Annotated in this window: 15 protein-coding genes; 7 read left to right on the forward strand and 8 right to left on the reverse strand. The window is 58.7% G+C overall.

Annotation, left to right across the window (positions count from 1 at the left end; all coding sequences use genetic code 11):
* Window positions 1-55: 55 nt before the first annotated feature.
* The 6 genes from A7J50_RS21530 to ppsA form a co-directional block, all read right to left on the reverse strand.
* Window positions 56-880: a mechanosensitive ion channel family protein gene (locus tag A7J50_RS21530; protein ID WP_003175519.1), complete on the reverse strand. Its 825-nt coding sequence runs from the start codon at window positions 878-880 to the stop codon at window positions 56-58.
* Window positions 881-882: 2 nt separating this feature from the next.
* The gene (locus tag A7J50_RS21535; RefSeq protein WP_005790375.1) at window positions 883-1,128 is read right to left on the reverse strand and encodes a hypothetical protein; all 246 of its coding nucleotides are present in this window, start codon (window positions 1,126-1,128) and stop codon (window positions 883-885) included.
* A gap of 86 nt (window positions 1,129-1,214) precedes the next feature.
* Window positions 1,215-2,210 (reverse strand): zinc transporter ZntB, encoded by a 996-nt coding sequence (locus tag A7J50_RS21540; RefSeq protein ID WP_064453627.1) that lies wholly within the window; start codon window positions 2,208-2,210, stop codon window positions 1,215-1,217.
* Between the two features lie 24 nt (window positions 2,211-2,234).
* Window positions 2,235-2,726 (reverse strand): ribonuclease E activity regulator RraA, encoded by a 492-nt coding sequence (gene rraA / locus A7J50_RS21545; protein WP_032887592.1) that lies wholly within the window; start codon window positions 2,724-2,726, stop codon window positions 2,235-2,237.
* Between the two features lie 231 nt (window positions 2,727-2,957).
* The gene (locus A7J50_RS21550) at window positions 2,958-3,947 is read right to left on the reverse strand and encodes an alpha/beta fold hydrolase (protein WP_064453628.1); all 990 of its coding nucleotides are present in this window, start codon (window positions 3,945-3,947) and stop codon (window positions 2,958-2,960) included.
* 106 nt (window positions 3,948-4,053) lie between these two features.
* The gene (ppsA, locus tag A7J50_RS21555; RefSeq protein ID WP_064453629.1) at window positions 4,054-6,429 is read right to left on the reverse strand and encodes a phosphoenolpyruvate synthase; all 2,376 of its coding nucleotides are present in this window, start codon (window positions 6,427-6,429) and stop codon (window positions 4,054-4,056) included.
* 178 nt (window positions 6,430-6,607) lie between these two features.
* Here ppsA and ppsR point away from each other — a divergent pair, with 178 nt between their 5' ends.
* Window positions 6,608-7,426 (forward strand): pyruvate, water dikinase regulatory protein, encoded by an 819-nt coding sequence (gene ppsR / locus A7J50_RS21560; RefSeq protein ID WP_064453630.1) that lies wholly within the window; start codon window positions 6,608-6,610, stop codon window positions 7,424-7,426.
* Window positions 7,427-7,537: 111 nt separating this feature from the next.
* On the opposite strand, the gene A7J50_RS21565 is transcribed toward ppsR, so the two are convergent.
* Window positions 7,538-8,962 (reverse strand): PLP-dependent aminotransferase family protein, encoded by a 1,425-nt coding sequence (locus A7J50_RS21565; RefSeq protein ID WP_064454994.1) that lies wholly within the window; start codon window positions 8,960-8,962, stop codon window positions 7,538-7,540.
* A 160-nt stretch (window positions 8,963-9,122) separates the two neighbouring features.
* Between A7J50_RS21565 and A7J50_RS21570 the strand changes: the two genes are divergently transcribed.
* The 5 genes from A7J50_RS21570 to A7J50_RS21590 are packed head-to-tail and all read left to right on the forward strand — an operon-like array spanning window position 9,123 to window position 14,608.
* Window positions 9,123-10,016 (forward strand): DMT family transporter, encoded by an 894-nt coding sequence (locus A7J50_RS21570; RefSeq protein ID WP_017134754.1) that lies wholly within the window; start codon window positions 9,123-9,125, stop codon window positions 10,014-10,016.
* A 38-nt stretch (window positions 10,017-10,054) separates the two neighbouring features.
* Complete coding sequence (gene moeB, locus A7J50_RS21575) at window positions 10,055-11,917, forward strand: molybdopterin-synthase adenylyltransferase MoeB (protein WP_064453632.1); 1,863 nt, start codon at window positions 10,055-10,057, stop codon at window positions 11,915-11,917.
* Window positions 11,918-11,932: 15 nt separating this feature from the next.
* Window positions 11,933-12,847 carry a PLP-dependent cysteine synthase family protein gene (locus A7J50_RS21580; protein ID WP_064453633.1) on the forward strand — a complete coding sequence of 305 codons (915 nt, stop codon included), beginning with the start codon at window positions 11,933-11,935 and terminating at the stop codon, window positions 12,845-12,847.
* 37 nt (window positions 12,848-12,884) lie between these two features.
* On the forward strand, window positions 12,885-13,877 hold the full coding sequence (locus tag A7J50_RS21585; RefSeq protein WP_053257483.1) for a serine O-acetyltransferase: 993 nt from the start codon (window positions 12,885-12,887) through the stop codon (window positions 13,875-13,877).
* Between the two features lie 2 nt (window positions 13,878-13,879).
* Window positions 13,880-14,608, forward strand: a complete 729-nt coding sequence (locus A7J50_RS21590) for an alanyl-tRNA editing protein (protein WP_053257484.1) — start codon at window positions 13,880-13,882, stop codon at window positions 14,606-14,608.
* 104 nt (window positions 14,609-14,712) lie between these two features.
* Here the strand turns inward: A7J50_RS21590 and A7J50_RS21595 are convergent, their stop codons facing one another.
* Complete coding sequence (locus tag A7J50_RS21595) at window positions 14,713-15,381, reverse strand: hypothetical protein (protein WP_156526300.1); 669 nt, start codon at window positions 15,379-15,381, stop codon at window positions 14,713-14,715.
* 588 nt (window positions 15,382-15,969) lie between these two features.
* Here A7J50_RS21595 and A7J50_RS21600 point away from each other — a divergent pair.
* The gene (locus A7J50_RS21600) at window positions 15,970-17,715 is read left to right on the forward strand and encodes an ABC transporter permease (RefSeq protein ID WP_064453635.1); all 1,746 of its coding nucleotides are present in this window, start codon (window positions 15,970-15,972) and stop codon (window positions 17,713-17,715) included.
* Window positions 17,716-17,726: the final 11 nt, after the last annotated feature.

Here is a 17,726-nt window from a genome sequence, read left to right on the forward strand (position 1 = left end):
GCTACAGCCCGGTCACCCGGGTTTGCGGCGGCGTACATTAGCAGGGTTTACCGGGTTAGCGGCTACTGACCTGCTGCTCCAGAAGAATCCGATTGGACAGTGACACCAGGTCACCGTCATCGGTCAGCACCGTCGTCTTGACTGTACCGATCTCTTCGATTTGCCCTTCGACCTCGCCCACACGGACCTGTTGCCCAACCTGATACAGCTCACGCACATAGATTCCCGCAAGAATCTGACCGGCAATTTCCCGGCTACCCAACCCCATGGCCAGCGCAACGGCCAGACCAACGGTAATCAAAACAATCACAATCACGTGGTTAAGAAGGTCAGTTTTGACCTCCAACTGGCTGATCGCGACGGAAATACTGATGATGATCACCAGCCCCTGGGCAATTCGCCCCAGGCCCGCAGCATAGTCCAAGCCCACGCCTTCGGCTGCCCCACGCACCAGACCGTTGGCCAATTGCGCCAGCAAAACGCCTACCAGCAACACCAGCGCGCCGCCGAATACTTTCGGCAAATACAGCGCCAGCATGTCGAGCGTAGCTGAAACTCGCTCAAGTCCAAGGGATTGAGCCGCAGAAACCAGAAAAATAAGTAAAACGAACCAGTAGACGATCTTCCCGATCAGGGTAGAGATCGGGACTTGCAGCCCGGCACGGCCCAATAGTTTGGTCAAACCGGTGCCCGCCATCAAGCGATCCAGCCCAAGCTTGGCGAGTAATTTGGACAGCAAGGTGTCGAGCAACTTGGCCACGACAAAACCCAGCAATACCAGGACCAGAGCACCAAACAGGTTGGGAATGAAATTCGCCACCTTGGTCCACAATGCGGTCATCGCGGTGACCAGGCTCTGGGTCCAGAGATCAAGTTCCATATTCAATCAGCCTTATCAGCAGTGCGAGCAAGAGGTTTACGACGGGAAACCGGCGATACATGGGCCGAACCATTGTTCAGGGCCATCATCAACGCTGGCAGCCAACGACCGAGCAAACCGAACAGGTCACCCGCCCCTACCTGACGGTTGGCGGTTTTCAACACGCGGCCCAGGCAAGCGTCGTCGTCACGGTTGGACGGCGAAGCATTGAGCATGTCACGCAAAGACTGTTCGAACGGATCGTGCATAAAGACCTCTCGCAAGTATTTTAAAAGACGAGGGTTAAATTCTTGGGGTCACATGCGACCCTTCCTGTGTTCAGGTCATATTCAGGTCAAACCCAGCGCAATCGTCGAAATAGCCACCATTGCCCGAGCGCGACAGCCACCATCATCAGGCAGGCAATCGCGAATCCGTAGGGGTCACCGGAGAAGGGTATTCCGCCCACGTTTATACCCAGCAAACCGGTCAGAAAACTCATCGGCAGGAAGATTCCCGTGATGATCCCAAAGCGATACATGGTGCGATTCATGCGCACGCTCAAGCGCCGGTCTTCGGTCTCAAGCACAAGCCCCACGCGCTCCCGAGTCAATTCGAGCTCTTCCAGGTAACGGGTCAGGCTGTTGTTCAATTCGTTCCAATAGTCAGCATCATCGTTACAGAACCACGGCAATTTGATCCGCGTCAGCTGGGCAAAAATATCCCGCTGCGGCGCCAGGAATCGCTTCAGCCCAGCCGCTCGTCGACGGATCTGCAAAACATTGCCATGTTCCGGAGTATACCGTTCGTCGGCATCAAGTTTTTCTTCCTCGAAATCGACGATTTCGGAAAGATCGGTCACCAAATCCTGCACTTTATGGGTCAGGTACTGCGCCATATAAAGGATGAGTTCAGACGAGGTTTTTGGGCCTTTGCCCTCCGCCAGTTGCACCAGCAACTCATCAGTGGCGCGCAGCGGGCGCAAGCGCAAGGAAATCACGCGACTGGCCGCAGCGAAGATACGCACCGAGACCATGTCTTCCGGCTCGGCCCCCGGGTTGAGGTTGACCCCTCGCAGAAACAGCAGCAATTCGTCGTCCGGCAGCGGCAACAGGCGCGGACGGGTGTTTTCCTCCAGCAACAAGTCGCACGCGAACTCGCTCAAGCCGCTGGATTTACGCAACCAGGTCTGGGTCTGCGGATGGCTGCGATCCCAATGCAACCACAGGCTTTCCTGGGGCTGCAGTTGCAAATCGTCGAGCTCAGTCCGGGTAATCGAACGCGCACCGCCTTTACCGTCCAGTACCAGGGCATGCACCAGCCCCCACTGCGCGTTTTCTTCCTCGAACATCCTCACCCCTATGGCTACAGCAGTTTATTCAGGCATTTTCAGCGGGCTTGGCGAGACGATCACACCATTATTGTCCGCATAGATGTATTCACCCGGGCGGAAGGTCACGCCCGCGAAGGTCACCACTACGTTCAGGTCGCCAATGCCGCGCTTGTCGGTTTTCATCGGGTGAGAGGCCAGTGCCTGCACACCCAGGTCAGTCTGGGCGATGACATCGACATCACGGATGCAACCGTAGATCACCAGCCCTTCCCAGCCGTTTTTTGCGGCTTTCTCGGCGATCATGTCACCCAGCAACGCGCGGCGCAGGGAACCACCACCGTCGACTACCAGCACTTTGCCGGCACCCGGCTGGTCGGCCTGCTCCTTGACCAACGAGTTGTCTTCGAAGCATTTGATGGTGACGATTTCGCCACCAAAGGAGTCTCGGCCACCGAAATTGCTGAACATCGGCTCAACCACCTGCACCAGGTCCGGGTAGGCGTCGCACAAGTCGGGCGTCACGTAATGGTTCATCGAGAAACTCCTGTCGTGAAAGAAGAGGTCGAACATCCCACGGTGTACATCAGAAAAACGCGTCGTGACAGGCAATCTTTACATGCTCACCCGTTGACGGCGGCCATGATCAAACCCATTTTGTCGCAACGCAATAGCCATTGCGCGACTGAATATGACCAGAAGCCCATAACGCGTCATATCTTAGCCGCAACCACACACAAGTGAAACGCCCTTGGTAGAGCGCTTGCGTCAAACCGTTGCGGCAATCTGCGATTGAGCCCCGAACAAAGGTGTGAGCGGATCGTTCAACCACTGCGCCACCAACGGCCACACTTCGGCCTGGGCGGCTTTACTGACCAGCATTTCAACATGCCCGAAATCCCCGGTAAAACCTTGCCCGCGCCCCAGGCACAGGTATTGGCGATGCACAGAGCCCACTTGCTCGAACAGTTTGCGACACGCCCAATCCGGGTCTTGCCGATCACCCGCAGCGCTCACCGCCAACAGCGGCACGTCAACGTCGGCCAAGCCCTTCCACCAGTCTTGCTTACCCTCGCCAAAGCGACCGAACAGGCCATTCCAGCGCATGGCCTCGATCATCACGCCCGCCGGCTCGTCCTCCGGACCGCGCTTGAGGCGGGAGCCGGATACCTCGCCAAAGCGCTTCAGAAGCAAACGCCCCGTCCACTCCAGCGGTGGAATTTTCAACGGCCAGTGGGTGCGGCTGACCTGGCAGCCAAACAGCGCGACTGAGGCCACTGCTGGCGCGCCAAGGTGCTGACCGCCCAAGGCTGCCGCCAGAGCGGTGCCACCCAGGGAATGCCCAATCCAGTGCGGGATTTGCGCACTTTGCTCACGCACAAACGCCCCGATGGCCGGCAAATCGTAACGCGCATAATCGGCGACGCGATTGCTGGCGTAGTTCTGATTGCGCTTGGACAGGCCATGCCCACGCATTTCCGGGATCCATACATCAAATCCCTGGCGCGCCAGGTAAGCGCCCAGGCCGATGCCTTTAGGCGAGTACCAGAAGCGCCGATTGGAAAAACTGCCGTGCACTAAAATTACCGGCATGCCCCGGTTTTCCGGGACATCCGCCAGGCCCAAACGGGTCACGGCCAACTCGACGGTGCCGTCCGGGCTGTTGCCGGGTTTGAGGCGGTACACATCTTCACTCAGGTCGCCGCGACGTTCAGCGCTGATCAGGGCGACGGGAAACAGGTTGCTACTGCTTTGCATAATGCTCTTGCACAAAAAAGGGCGGCGTCCGGAAGGAGTTCCGCCCTGCACAGATAAGAATGCCGGTCATCCTTAATGAGTGACCGGCACTTTTGACGTAACGACCTTATGCGGGCGCTTGGCCTTCCGCGAGGAAGAACCAGGTTTCCAGCACGGAATCGGGGTTCAGCGAGACGCTTTCGATGCCCTGCTCCATCAGCCATTTGGCCAGGTCCGGGTGGTCGGAAGGGCCTTGGCCGCAGATCCCGATGTACTTGCCGGCCTTGTTACACGCCTGGATGGCGTTGGCCAGCAGCTTCTTGACCGCCGGGTTACGCTCGTCGAACAAGTGAGCGATGATCCCCGAATCGCGGTCCAGGCCCAGGGTCAGCTGGGTCAGGTCGTTGGAGCCGATGGAGAAACCGTCGAAGAACTCCAGGAACTCTTCGGCCAGGATGGCGTTGGATGGCAGTTCGCACATCATAATGACGCGCAAGCCGTTTTCACCACGACTCAGGCCGTTTTCCGCCAGCAGATCAACGACCTGGCTCGCCTCGCCGAGGGTACGCACGAACGGCACCATGATCTCGACGTTGGTCAGGCCCATCTCGTTGCGCACGCGTTTGAGCGCACGGCACTCCAGCTCGAAGCAGTCACGGAAAGCTTCGCTGATGTAACGCGAGGCGCCGCGGAAACCCAGCATCGGGTTTTCTTCTTCCGGCTCATAGAGCTTGCCGCCGATCAGGTTGGCGTATTCGTTGGACTTGAAGTCCGACAGGCGCACGATGACCTTTTTCGGGTAGAAGGCCGCCGCCAGGGTGCTGATGCCTTCCACCAGCTTCTCGACGTAGAAACCTACCGGGTCGTTGTAGCCGGCGATGCGCTTGTCGACGCTTTCCTTGATCTCCAACGGCAGACCGTCGTAGTTCAGCAAGGCCTTGGGGTGCACGCCGATCATGCGGTTGATGATGAACTCCAGGCGGGCCAGGCCCACACCGGCGTTTGGCAGCTGCGCGAAATCGAAGGCACGGTCCGGGTTACCGACGTTCATCATGATCTTGAACGGCAGGTCTGGCATGGCGTCGATGGAGTTTTGCTTGATGTCGAAGCCCAGTTCGCCTTCAAAGATGAAGCCGGTGTCGCCTTCGGCGCAGGACACCGTCACACCTTGGCCATCTTTCAACAGTTGGGTGGCGTTGCCGCAACCCACCACAGCAGGGATCCCCAGCTCACGGGCGATGATCGCCGCGTGACAGGTACGCCCGCCGCGGTTGGTGACGATGGCGCTGGCGCGCTTCATCACCGGCTCCCAGTCCGGGTCGGTCATGTCGGAAACCAGAACGTCGCCTGGCTGGACTTTGTCCATTTCGGACACGTCCTTGATGATCCGCACTTTACCGGCGCCAATGCGCTGGCCGATGGCGCGACCTTCTACCAGCACGGTGCCGGTTTCTTTGAGCAGGTAACGCTCCATGACGTTAGCCGAGGTACGGCTCTTCACGGTTTCAGGGCGAGCCTGCACGATGTACAACTTGCCGTCGTCACCGTCTTTGGCCCACTCGATGTCCATCGGGCACTTGTAGTGCTTTTCGATGATCATTGCTTGCTTGGCCAATTCGCTGACTTCGGCGTCGGTCAGGCAGAAACGCGCGCGTTCAGCCTTGTCGACATCAACGGTTTTCACCGAGCGACCGGCCTTGGCCTCGTCGCCGTAGATCATCTTGATGGCTTTGCTGCCCAGGTTACGGCGCAGGATGGCCGGACGGCCTGCCTCAAGGGTGTGTTTGTGGACGTAGAATTCGTCCGGGTTGACCGCGCCTTGTACGACGGTTTCGCCCAGGCCGTAGGCACCGGTGATAAACACCACGTCACGGAAACCGGATTCGGTGTCCAGTGTGAACATCACGCCGGCGGTGCCGGTTTCCGAACGTACCATGCGCTGCACACCGGCAGACAAGGCCACCAGCTTGTGGTCGAAACCCTGGTGAACACGATAGGAAATAGCGCGGTCGTTGAACAGTGAGGCGAACACTTCCTTGGCTGCGCGGATAACGTTTTCCACGCCGCGGATATTAAGGAAGGTTTCTTGCTGGCCGGCAAAGGAGGCATCCGGCAAGTCTTCAGCGGTGGCAGAAGAGCGCACGGCGACGGCCATGTCCGGGTTGCCGGCCGACAAAATGGCGAAAGCAGTGCGGATTTCTTCGTTGAGCTTCTCGGGGAACTCGGCGTCCATGATCCATTTACGGATCTGGGCGCCGGTCTTGGCCAGGGCGTTGACGTCATCGACGTCCAGGGCGTCCAGCGCGGCGTGGATCTGAGCATTCAACCCGCTCAGCTCGAGGAAATCGCGGTAAGCCTGGGCCGTGGTGGCGAAACCACCGGGCACCGAAACACCAGCGCCTGCAAGATTACTGATCATCTCGCCGAGGGATGCGTTCTTGCCCCCCACATGCTCTACATCATGGACGCCGAGCTTATCGAGGGAAACTACGTACTCTACCAAGGTGATCTCTCCACTTTCTGTGTTGGAAAAGCTCAGGACGCCGGCTGCTCAGTAGGAGCAAACGCTGACGCTTGTGGCCTGGACCTGGAAAATAAGTGAGAATGCGGCCCACTGCGGGACGGCAAAATCGCGCCTATCATATCCAAGATTCGCCATCAGCTTAAGGCCCAGGGCTCAAATGAAACGATCTGCTTTCTTTATCTCCGACGGCACCGGCATTACAGCCGAAACATTGGGTCAGAGCCTGCTCGCGCAGTTCGAAAACATTACCTTCGCCAAATTCACGCGGCCCTATATCGACAGCGTGGATAAAGCGCGGGCCATGGTACAACAAATCAATCTGGCGGCCGAAAAAGACGGTTGTCGCCCGATCATTTTCGACACCATCGTCAATCAGGATATTCGTGAGATCCTCGCGACTTCCAATGGTTTCATGATCGACATCTTCTCCACGTTCCTGGCGCCGCTGGAGCAAGAGCTGAGTGAACACTCTTCCTATTCCGTAGGAAAGTCCCATTCCATTGGGCACAACTCCAATTATATGGAGCGTATCGAGGCGGTAAACTTCGCCCTCGACAACGATGACGGCGCCCGTACTCACTACTATGACAAGGCCGACCTGATCCTGGTGGGCGTATCCCGCTGCGGCAAGACCCCGACGTGCCTGTACATGGCCATGCAGTTCGGCATCCGCGCGGCCAACTATCCGCTGACCGAAGACGACATGGAGCACCTGACGCTGCCGGCCGCCCTGCGCGCGCACCAGCACAAGCTGTTCGGCCTGACCATCGACCCGGACCGCCTCACCGCCATCCGCAATGAGCGCAAGCCCAACAGCCGCTACTCCAGCTATGCCCAGTGCGAGTTCGAAGTGCGCGAAGTGGAAAATCTGTTCCGTCGCGAGAATATTGCGCACATCAATTCCACGCATTTCTCGGTGGAAGAGATATCGGCGAAGATTCTGGTAGAGAAAGGCGTAGAGCGACGCTTTAAATAATCTCTGTTGCTTGAACTGACGCCATCGCAGGCAAGCCAGCTCCCATAGCGGAATACACTGCAAATGTGGGAGCTGGCTTGCCTGCGATGAACGGTAACTCGGTTTACCGTCCTACAAATGAAACCTGTCCCCACCCTGCCCCAACGCCGTCGCCAGCGCATCAAACCCCGCCCGCAACAACTGGTCATCCCCCGACGTATTACAAATGCTCGCCCGAATAAACTGCGGCACTGCTGTTTGCCCCACGGCAAACGCCTCGGCGGTGGCGATCAGGTAATTATTCTGCTTGAGCTCCGCCTCAATTTCCGACGCTCGCCATGGCTCCGGTACTTCAATCCAGAAATGCGGACTGTTGAGGTGGGTGCGGTACTCCAAGCCGGTCAGCAGGTCACGCACCAGGGCTTTGCGTCGGCTGATCTCATTGATTTGTTGGCGTAACAGGTATTCCGCCGTGCCGTTTTCGATCCACTGGGTTGCCAGTTCCAGGGTCACCGGCGTGGCCATCCAGCACGTCGAGCGCAACGCTGCCGAAATACGGCTGACCAACGCCGGTGGCGCATGCACATATCCCACACGTAACCCGGCAGACACCGCCTTGCTCAGGCTACTGATCAAAATCGTACGCTCCGGTGCGAAAAAGCTTAGCGGTGGTGGGCGATCTTCCACCAGGACGCCGTGGGCTTCGTCTTCAAGAATCAGCAGATTATGCTCACGGCATACCTTAACCAAAGCCTCACGGCGTGCGACAGACAGCACCGCCGTGGTCGGATTCTGGATGGTCGGTGTGCAGTACAGCGCCGAAACCCGGTGATTACGACAAACTTCATCCAGCGCACCGGGCAGCACGCCTTCCTCATCCATCTCCAGACCGATCAGACGTACGCCGAGCATCCGCGCAGCGGTAATCAGCCCAGGGTACGTGAGCTGTTCAGTGACCACCGTATCGCCCGCCCGCAGCAGCGCCATCATGGCGCAAAGCAAGCCATGCTGGCCGCCATTGACACAGATGACCTGCTCGGGAATCGGGTGAAATTCGCGCTGCACCAGCCATTGCGCACCGGCCTCACGGTAGCGCGGCAAACCGGCGTCGGGTGTGTAGGCACTGATGTCTTGAAGGAACTTGGCATTGGTCGACAGGGTTTGGAAGCTCTGCGCGAGAAACACCGTCTCCTGCCCGGGAATATGCATGTTACGGCTCATATCGAAATAATGACGTGGCTCCTCGCTGACGTTGCGAAAGCCTTCATCACGCTGACGCTCCATCCCACGCTTGCGTACGAAAGTACCGTCACCCACCCGTGCCACCACTAACCCAAGGCGTTCCAGTTCGCCGTAGGCTCGGCTGATGGTGCCGATGGTCACGCCCAGATTGTCGGAAAGAACCCGATGGGGCGGCAGTTTTCGCCCCGGCTCAATCAAGCCTTCAAGGATGCCGCGTTCCATCACGTCAGACAGGCGCTTGTACTTCACGCCCTGACCGCTGGACAACCCCTCACGCATAATTGACACCATGTCAATATTTGTTTTGACAGCCATCATTCGCCCTAATAGTGTGCTTTTACGGGTTCAATCACCGAATGAAACAACTTAATACACAGTCAATATAGAGTTCAATTCCGGCTCAGGGAAGCAATAAACGATGCCAATGTCCGCCGTTCTTGAAAACACTACAAAAACAAAAACTCAGAAACAGTGGTTGGCCGGCCTGGTAACCAGCGTGATGTTTCTTATCGTGTGCCTGAGTTGGGGCACCACTTGGCTGGGGATCAAGATCGCCGTCGAAAGCGTGCCTCCGCTGACGTCTGCAGGCTTGCGCTTCCTGATCGCGTTTCCGTTGTTTCTGTGCTTTGCCCTGGTGCGCCGTGAACCGATCCTGTTCCCCCGAGAAAGCCGCTGGTTCTTCGTATTCGTAACCCTGTCCTATTTCAGCGTTCCCTATTACTTGCTCAACTATGGCGAGATGCACGTCTCGTCCGGCCTCACCGCCCTGCTGTTCAGCTGCATGCCCGTCTTCATCCTGATTTTCTCCGCGCTGTTCCTGCGCGAGCGCATCTACTTTTCCCAGGTGGTCGGCATCGGCATCGGTTTCGGCAGCCTCTACATGATCATCAAGAGCCAGGGCCTGCACCTGGACCACGCCGAGTTCTTCGGGGTACTGGCGATCCTGACCGCCGCGATCATGCATGCACTGTGCTATGTCATTACCAAGCAAAAAGGCAGCGCCATCAGCGTAATTACCTACAACACCCTGCCCATCGGCATTGCCGGGCTGATGCTGTTCGTCGCCGGGCTGTGGTTTGAAACGCCCACGTTCGAAAACATTACCCTGCGTTCCTGGAGTGCACTGTTCTACCTGGGGCTGGTGGCGTCGGTGGGCGGTTTTATCGTCTATTTCATGCTGCTAAAACGCTTGAGCCCGATCATTTTGTCGTTCGTGTTCATCATCTTCCCGGTGTTCGCGGTGATCATCGGCGCCTGGTACGAAGGCGTGGAGATTTCCCGTGACCTGATGCTGTACTCGGCCATCCTGCTGGCCGGCTTTGCGATTACCAAGTTGCCGGTTGAAAAACTGCTGGCCAAGAAAAATTGACTGTCCTGCCCCATCAACATCAGCCACGCGAGAGAAACATGGATGTCCTCCGCCCGACCGCCCTGGAACAGATCTACGCCCACGCCAGCCGCAGCTACCCCGAAGAGTGCTGTGGTTTTGTCTTCGCCGACGGCAGTGTGTACCTGGGCAGCAATATCCAGAATGAGCTGCACCGCAAGAACCCCGAGATGTACTCGCGCAGCGCGGCCAACGGCTACACCTTTTCCGTGGCCGACACGCTGCTGCTGAACAAGGCGTTTCGCAGCGATAACCCGGTGGTGGTGATCTACCACTCCCACCCGGACGTCGGTGCCTATTTCAGTGACGAAGACCAGGACAAGGCGCTGTTCCTGGGTGAGCCGATCTACCCCGTCAGCTACCTGGTGGTGGACGTTCGCCAGGGTAAGGCCCTGGGCTCAAAGCTGTTTGCCTGGGATGGCAAGCATTTCGCACTTCAACCCTTCAACGACCTGCACACGGAGTTGTCCATGAACGCTGTCTCTTTCCCCGATATTCTGGTTCGCGTGGCCAAGCTGCCGGAATCGACCCTTGAGGGCACTGGATCGACATTGCGCGAAGTCATTGAAAACCTCTGCAGCAGCCACCCACAGCTGCGCCCGCACCTGTTCCACGAAAAAAACAACCAGCTCAAGGAGCACTTTCTGTTCACCGCCGAAGAAGAACTGATCGGCGCAGATGACACATTGCCGGAAAAAGCCAGGATCGAAGTGCTGCTCGCGACCTCAGGCGGCATGGATGTCGACGCCCTGAGCAATGAAGAAGTGCAGCGTTACGTGCGCCACATCACGCTGCCGGGCGTCGGCCGCGAAGGTCAGTTGAACCTCAAAAAAGCCAAGGTCTTGATCATCGGCACGGGTGGCCTGGGCTCACCGATCAGCCTGTACCTGGCGGCAGCCGGCATCGGCACACTGGGCCTGGTGGATTTCGATGTGGTGGAAAGCAGTAACCTGCAACGCCAGATCGTCCACGGCAACAGCACACTGGGCATGCCCAAGGTCGAGTCCGCCAAGCAACGCCTACAGGACCTCAACCGGCATATTCAGATCAACGCCCACAACACGGCCCTGAATGCCGACAACGCGCTGGAACTGGTGGGCGCCTACGATCTGGTGATCGACGGCACCGACAACTTCGACACGCGCTACCTGGTCAACGACGCTTGCGTGCAGTTGGGCAAACCCTTGGTGTATGGCGCCATCTATCGCTTCGACGGGCAGATCAGCGTGCTCAACCATAAAGGCGGGCCGTGCTACCGCTGCCTGTTCCCCACAGCCCCGCCCGCAGAACTGGCCCCCAACTGCAGCGCCGGCGGCGTCATCGGTGTACTGCCGGGAGTGGTCGGGATGATTCAGGCCACCGAAGCCATCAAGTTGCTGATCGGCATCGGCGAACCGCTGTCCGGCCGCTTGATGCGTTTCGATGCGCTGGCAATGAAGTTCAGCGAAATCCGCTTCAAGCGTCGCGCCGATTGCCCCTGCTGCTCGGAACTGCGCCACAGCGAAACCGTGGCACCGGCGGTTTGCGCGGACGCCCTCCCCAGCCAACCTTCCCTGGCCGAAGAGCGCTACATCAAGCCGCGCGTACTCAAGCAACTGCTCGAACACCCGCGCAGCGCTGACGTGCTGCTGGATGTGCGCGACGCCAGCGAACTGGAAGTGTGCAAATTGCCAGGCGTTGTGCACATCCCCCTCGCCGAACTGGATGGGCAACTCGACAGCCTCAGCCGGGACAACACCCATTACCTGATCTGCTACGCAGGGACCCGCGCCGAGCAAGCGGCCAGCACCTTGCTGGCGGCCGGTTTCGCCAATACCAAAGTCCTGCAGGGCGGCATGAAGCACTGGGTTCGCGACGTCGAACCCGATATGCCTTTGTACTGATTCGGGGACAGCCTGATGTTGCATAACTCAATTCTCGACGTGATCGGCCATACGCCCATCGTGCGCCTGGAGCAGTTTTCCGAGGACCTCGGCATCGAGGTCTACGCCAAGCTGGAATCACTCAACCCCGGCGGCAGTCACAAGGCGCGCATCGCCTTGGGCATGATCCTCGACGCGGAGCGTCGCGGCGTGCTGATCCGCGATTCCGGGCAAACCATTATCGAACCCAGCGGCGGCAACACCGGCATCGGCCTGGTGATGGCAGGCAATGTACTGGGTTACAAAGTGGTGCTGGTGATCCCCGACAACTACAGCCCCGAAAAACAGAAACTGCTGCGCCTCTACGGCGCCAAGGTAGTGCTGTCGGACAGCCGTTTGGGCAATAACTCCCATGGCGAAAAGTGTATGGAGCTGCAGCTGGAAAACCCCAGCTTCGTGATGCTCAACCAGCAACGCAACGGCGCCAACCCACAAACCCACCGCGATACCACCGCGCCGGAAATCATCCGAGCCTTTGGTGAACAGCGCGTTGACTATTTCGTCAGCGGTATCGGTACCGGTGGCCACATCACCGGCATCGGCGAAACCCTCAAAGCCACGTGGCCGGCGATCCGGGTAATGGGCGTGGAGCCGGAAGAATGCGACCTGCTAAAAGATCGGCACGCGCCGCACCATATACAGGGCCTGTCGATTGGCTTGATCCCAAGCATCCTCAATGTCGAGGTGCTGGACGGCATGCTCAAGGTATCGCGCCAGGCGTGCATCGACATGATGAAACGCATCATGCGCACCGACGCCATCAGCCTTGGGTTGTCCTCGGCTGCCAACATGGTTGCCATCGCTCAGCTTGCCCCCGAACTTCCGCCCGAAACGGTGGTGTTGACCATGGTCTACGACAATGCTGACAGCTACCTGCCCAATTTCGAGTAACCCGTTTGCCAACCATCCAGAATGTGGGGGTGCCTCCATGGGGGGCTTTATCGACATGCAACAGCTGCACGATGAGTTGCTTACCCACCTCATCAAGACCCTGACGCCTACGCAGATGAAGCAGTTGGAACCGCACCTGGCGCCGCTGATCCAGAACGCCGCGCAGGCAGTGGCCGAAGACTTGATCGCCTATGCCTATCGCGACCCGGCTTCCCGAGGGCGTGGCGAGTTGATCCTGGAGTCCTATGCCTCGTTCAAGGCCGTGCTGTTCTATCGGCTTGCGCACCTGGTGTGGAATTTTCCCGACCAGACTAACGGCCTGTTTTCGCGCATCGCCCTCAAGCTCAGCAATCAGGGCAAAGTGCTCTCCGGCGCCGAGATTCACCCCGCCGCACGCATCGGCCGGCGCTTCGTACTCGACCATGGCTACGGCACGGTGATCGGCGAAACCTGCGAGATCGGCAACGACTGCTACATCCTCTGCGGCGTGACACTGGGCGCACGGGGTATCGCCAACAACCCGGACGGCAAGCGTCACCCGCGCCTGGGCAACAATGTCGAGGTGGGCGCCGGCGCGCGCGTGCTCGGCTATGTGCTGATCGGCGATAACGTGTTTATCAGCCCTTCCTGTGTAATTACCCAGGATGTGCCGGCGGGCACCAAGGTCAAGGTGGTCAATCAGATTCAGCTGCAGAAAAACGCCGAATCGGACCACAGCAACTACCTCGGTGCGTTCGCCCTGGATGAGCGTTTACACGTGGTCGGTGAGGTCAGTGCCAGCCACAAGGTCACGGTACTGGATGCTGACTTTCACCCCCTGCAGGGGCTGATGCTGGAGGCAACGGTAAAAGAGCGCCATCACCTGCAATTTCGCTTGCGTCGCCTCGATGTCGGCGACCACCTGCCGCGACTGCCGCTGAACCTGAAAGTCTGCGGGCCGGAATTTGAAATCACCCTGCTCTCCCCTCCTGGCTTGAGTGCAATGGTGCGCCACCTGCTGCAAGCCAGCCCACTGATCGTCGGAGGTTGAACATGTCCGTGCACACCATGGAAACCCTGGCGCTGTTTGACAGCGCGCCCTATCAGAACGCCTTCAGCGCACGGGTGATTGCCGTCAGCGAGCACGGTATCGCGCTGGAACACACGCTGTTCTACCCCACCGGCGGCGGGCAACCGGGCGACACCGGGCATCTGACCCTGGCCGATGGCACGCGGGTCGAGGTGATCGGCACCGTGCGCGACCCGGTGCTGCGCTCGATCATCTGGCACCAGGTTGAACACTGCCCCGAGCAATTGACGGCCGGTGTGCAAGTAGACGCAGGCCTGGACTGGCAGCGGCGTTACCAGCACATGAAGATGCACACCTGCCTGCACTTGCTGTGCTCGATCATTGATGCTCCGGTCACCGGTTGCAGCATCAGCGCAGACAAAGGACGCCTGGATTTCGACCTGCCGGAAATGACCCTCGACAAAGACAGCATCACCCGCGACCTCAACGCCTTGATCGAACAGGCCCACGAGGTAAAAACCCTGTCGATGCCAGCCTCCGAATATTCGACCCTGCTCCAAATCACCCGCACCCAGGCGGTGGCACCACCGGTCATCCAGGGTTCGGTCCGCGTGATCGAGATCGCCGGGATCGATATCCAGCCGTGCGGCGGCACCCACGTGATCAACACCGAAGAAATCGGCCGGGTGTTTTGCGAAAAAATCGAGAAGAAGAGCAAGCACAATCGTCGGGTGATCCTGCGCTTTGAGTGAAAATCGAGGCTGACCCGGTCCAGCATGGGGGGCTCACCCCACCCTGTCCGAAGCAGTTTTGCGCGCCCTATTTCTTTTGCTTGTCGGCTTTCTTGACCAGCGCCTCAATCTGCTGTTGAAGCGGTGAGATCAACGTGTGGTAGTAAGCAGTGGCGGGCATCAAGTCCGTCCTCAAGCGCCTGGTTTTCTTTCTTGAGCGCTTCAACGGTCCGGGCCCTCGAGGCTGTTGACTCATTCGCCGGGACAGACACTTGGTTTTGCCGGGAAGCGGGTGCTTCAGGCAGCACGTCGTCTGACGAACCCGGTTTGGCGGAGGCCGCCGTCCCTGTAGGTATCTGCCTTTGCGGGAGATCCATCGTGTCGACTCGGTGAGCCAGGCTCCCAACCAGCTGTTGCAGCCGTGTAAGCATCCTATGGAACTGCTCGAATGCCTTCTTGACCATATGGCGAAACTCATCGTTTTCACGGGTCAACGTATCAAGACTGCGCGACAGGCCTGACTCGTTCACCAGCGTGCCCTGCAGGAGGAAAGTTTCATCCTGTTCATCGAAGAGGCGGTAATACGGCTGACTGGCCGGTGCAACGGCAGAATCGGGAGCTGCTTTACCCTGGGCTTGCGGCTCAAACTTTTCCACCAGCGCGTTTAGTTTGGCGAGAAGTTGATTATTTTTTTGAGTCAATTCTGCCAGCAGGCGCGTTTCTGCGGTATCTGGCGGCTTCGGGTTGACGATTGCATGGTGGCTCGAAAACTGACCGCGCTGCTCGGGTGTCACAGGGTTGCGGGGAGGTGCCGCGTCGGGCCGTGTGTCGGATCTCCCGGAAGCTTCGGCGCCGCCTTCCGGGCCCGTGGGCGCAGGCGCCGGGGAGATTTCATGGCCGACAGTGCAGGGCGATGGTTGCCGAGTATTTACGCTAGTCATGGGGTGCCGTCTCAGATTCAGATCCTTAATACGTAACTGACGCGTGCCAGCAGCGCTGCAGTAGCCAGTCGTCTCACTACCTGATTGGCACTTTTCTGAAAGCAGTTCCGAGCCTGCATGACAGGTGGGTAGCTGATTGTGTCCGCTTAGAAAAACAGCCACACCCTGCAATTTGAATGATTGTTAAGCCTTGCCAGGGCAGTCGACACCCTGGCGGTGTTTTTTTACCTAAAACTGACAGTAATTTTATACGTTTGTAACATTTTGAAACGTACAATCCCGCCAGCGGCGAATCTCCCTCAGATTCGATGCGCCCCAGACTCACGGAGAAAGAGCGCCCGCCCATTCTCGGTGGGTGATTTGTATAGAAGCTAAGCTCACCCCCACCGCACCTCTTTGAACCTGAACGCTGCCGGACTGACTGCCTATGAACCACGGCCTATGAAAAAAGTATTCCGTCACTACCTACCAGCTTCCACGCTGCGTCTGCTGCCCAACCGCTGGGATTTGGTCGCACTGCCTCTGGTGATCGGCTTTTTGCTGTTCTTGTCCATCGGCGCCCGGGAAACCTGGGCCCCCATCGCCACGTTGCAAAGTGAGGTCATCTCCCTCGACCCGGCCAACCTGCCGGAATACGCCATGCGCACCACCTTGCGCATGCTTGCGGCAATGGTGGCATCGCTGGTTTTCACGCTGTTGTACGGCACCCTGGCCGCCAAAAGCCGGCGCGCCGAAAAACTGCTGGTGCCGGTGCTCGACATTCTGCAGTCGGTGCCGGTACTCGGTTACATCTCGTTTACGGTGACGTTCTTCCTGCTGATGTTTCCAGGGCGCGTGCTGGGAGCCGAGTTCGCGGCGATCTTTGCGATCTTTACCAGCCAGGCCTGGAACATGACGTTCAGCTTTTACCAGTCGCTGCGCATGCTGCCCCATGACCTGGTGGAAGTGTCCACCAACCTGCGGCTTTCCGGCTGGCAGAAGTTCTGGAAACTCGACGTGCCCTTCGCCATGCCCGGGCTGGTGTGGAACATGATGATGAGCATGTCCGGCGGTTGGTTTTTCGTGGTTGCTTCTGAAGCCATCACCGTCGGCGACAAGACCATCACCCTGCCAGGCGTGGGTTCATACCTGGCCTTGGCCATTGCCCAGAAAGACCTGCATGCGGTGGGGTATGTGATCCTGGCGATGATTGTGGTGATCCTGATCTACGACCAATTCCTGTTCCGCCCACTGGTGGCCTGGGCCGACAAATTCCGCATGGAAACCACCGCCTCCCAGGGCGCCGCGCCACAGTCCTGGCTGCTGAACCTGATCCAGCGCACACGCATCGTCCAGCGCATCCTGCGCCCTATCACCCGCACCGTCAGTCGCATCGGCAATAAGCGCTTCAGCCTAGCGGGCGGTGCGCTCAAGGCCTTGCCGGCAGAGACACCGGCGGCGTCAAAGGTGATCGACTGGGTGTGGGGCACTCTGATTGCGCTGATGGCGGCTTATGCGCTGTACCACATCGTGCAATACGTCGGCACCGAGGTGACGTTCGCCGAAGTCGGCCATGTGTTTGTACTGGGCCTTATCACGCTGCTACGGGTAGCCGGGCTGATTCTGATCGCCTCGCTGATCTGGGTGCCGTTGGGCGTGATGATCGGCTTGCGTCCCAGCCTTGCGGAAAAAATCCAGCCCCTCGCGCAGTTCCTCGCGGCGTTCCCGGCGAACCTGCTGTTCCCGGTGTTCGTCATTGTGATCCTGCACTACAAGCTCAACCCGGACATCTGGCTGAGCCCGCTGATCGTGCTGGGCACCCAATGGTACATCCTGTTCAACGTGATCGCCGGCGCCACGGCGTTCCCCAATGACTTCAAGGAAGTCGCCGCCAACTTCCGCATTCGCGGCTGGCTGTGGTGGCGCAAGGTGATGCTGCCGGGGATCTTTCCGTATTACGTCACCGGTGCGATTACCGCGTCCGGCGGTGCATGGAACGCCAGCATCGTGTCCGAGTACGTGTCCTGGGGTCAGGACAATGTGGTGGCCCACGGGCTGGGGGCTTACATCGCGCAGACCACGGCTGCCGGCGACTTCCCGAAGATCGCCTTGGGCGTCGTGGTGATGTCGATCTTTGTGGTGGCCTTCAACCGCGCGGTCTGGCGACCTATGTACGCCATGGCTGAAAACAAACTTCGCTTGAATTGACGGGATTCGCT

It is taken from the genome of Pseudomonas antarctica (assembly GCF_001647715.1).
Taxonomy (GTDB): Bacteria; Pseudomonadota; Gammaproteobacteria; order Pseudomonadales; family Pseudomonadaceae; genus Aquipseudomonas; species Aquipseudomonas antarctica_A.

Excerpts from the sequence above, each read along its gene's own strand:
- A7J50_RS21585 (WP_053257483.1), top strand. The coding sequence starts at position 12,885 with ATGGGGGGCTTTATCGACATGCAACAGCTGCACGATGAGTTGCTTACC.
- A7J50_RS21550 (WP_064453628.1), bottom strand. The coding sequence starts at position 3,947 with ATGCAAAGCAGTAGCAACCTGTTTCCCGTCGCCCTGATCAGCGCTGAA.
- A7J50_RS21565 (WP_064454994.1), bottom strand. The coding sequence starts at position 8,962 with ATGGCTGTCAAAACAAATATTGACATGGTGTCAATTATGCGTGAGGGG.
- rraA (WP_032887592.1), bottom strand. The coding sequence starts at position 2,726 with ATGAACCATTACGTGACGCCCGACTTGTGCGACGCCTACCCGGACCTG.
- ppsR (WP_064453630.1), top strand. The coding sequence starts at position 6,608 with ATGAAACGATCTGCTTTCTTTATCTCCGACGGCACCGGCATTACAGCC.
- A7J50_RS21540 (WP_064453627.1), bottom strand. The coding sequence starts at position 2,210 with ATGTTCGAGGAAGAAAACGCGCAGTGGGGGCTGGTGCATGCCCTGGTA.
- A7J50_RS21580 (WP_064453633.1), top strand. The coding sequence starts at position 11,933 with ATGTTGCATAACTCAATTCTCGACGTGATCGGCCATACGCCCATCGTG.
- moeB (WP_064453632.1), top strand. The coding sequence starts at position 10,055 with ATGGATGTCCTCCGCCCGACCGCCCTGGAACAGATCTACGCCCACGCC.
- A7J50_RS21530 (WP_003175519.1), bottom strand. The coding sequence starts at position 880 with ATGGAACTTGATCTCTGGACCCAGAGCCTGGTCACCGCGATGACCGCA.
- A7J50_RS21535 (WP_005790375.1), bottom strand. The coding sequence starts at position 1,128 with ATGCACGATCCGTTCGAACAGTCTTTGCGTGACATGCTCAATGCTTCG.
- A7J50_RS21590 (WP_053257484.1), top strand. The coding sequence starts at position 13,880 with ATGTCCGTGCACACCATGGAAACCCTGGCGCTGTTTGACAGCGCGCCC.
- A7J50_RS21600 (WP_064453635.1), top strand. The coding sequence starts at position 15,970 with ATGAAAAAAGTATTCCGTCACTACCTACCAGCTTCCACGCTGCGTCTG.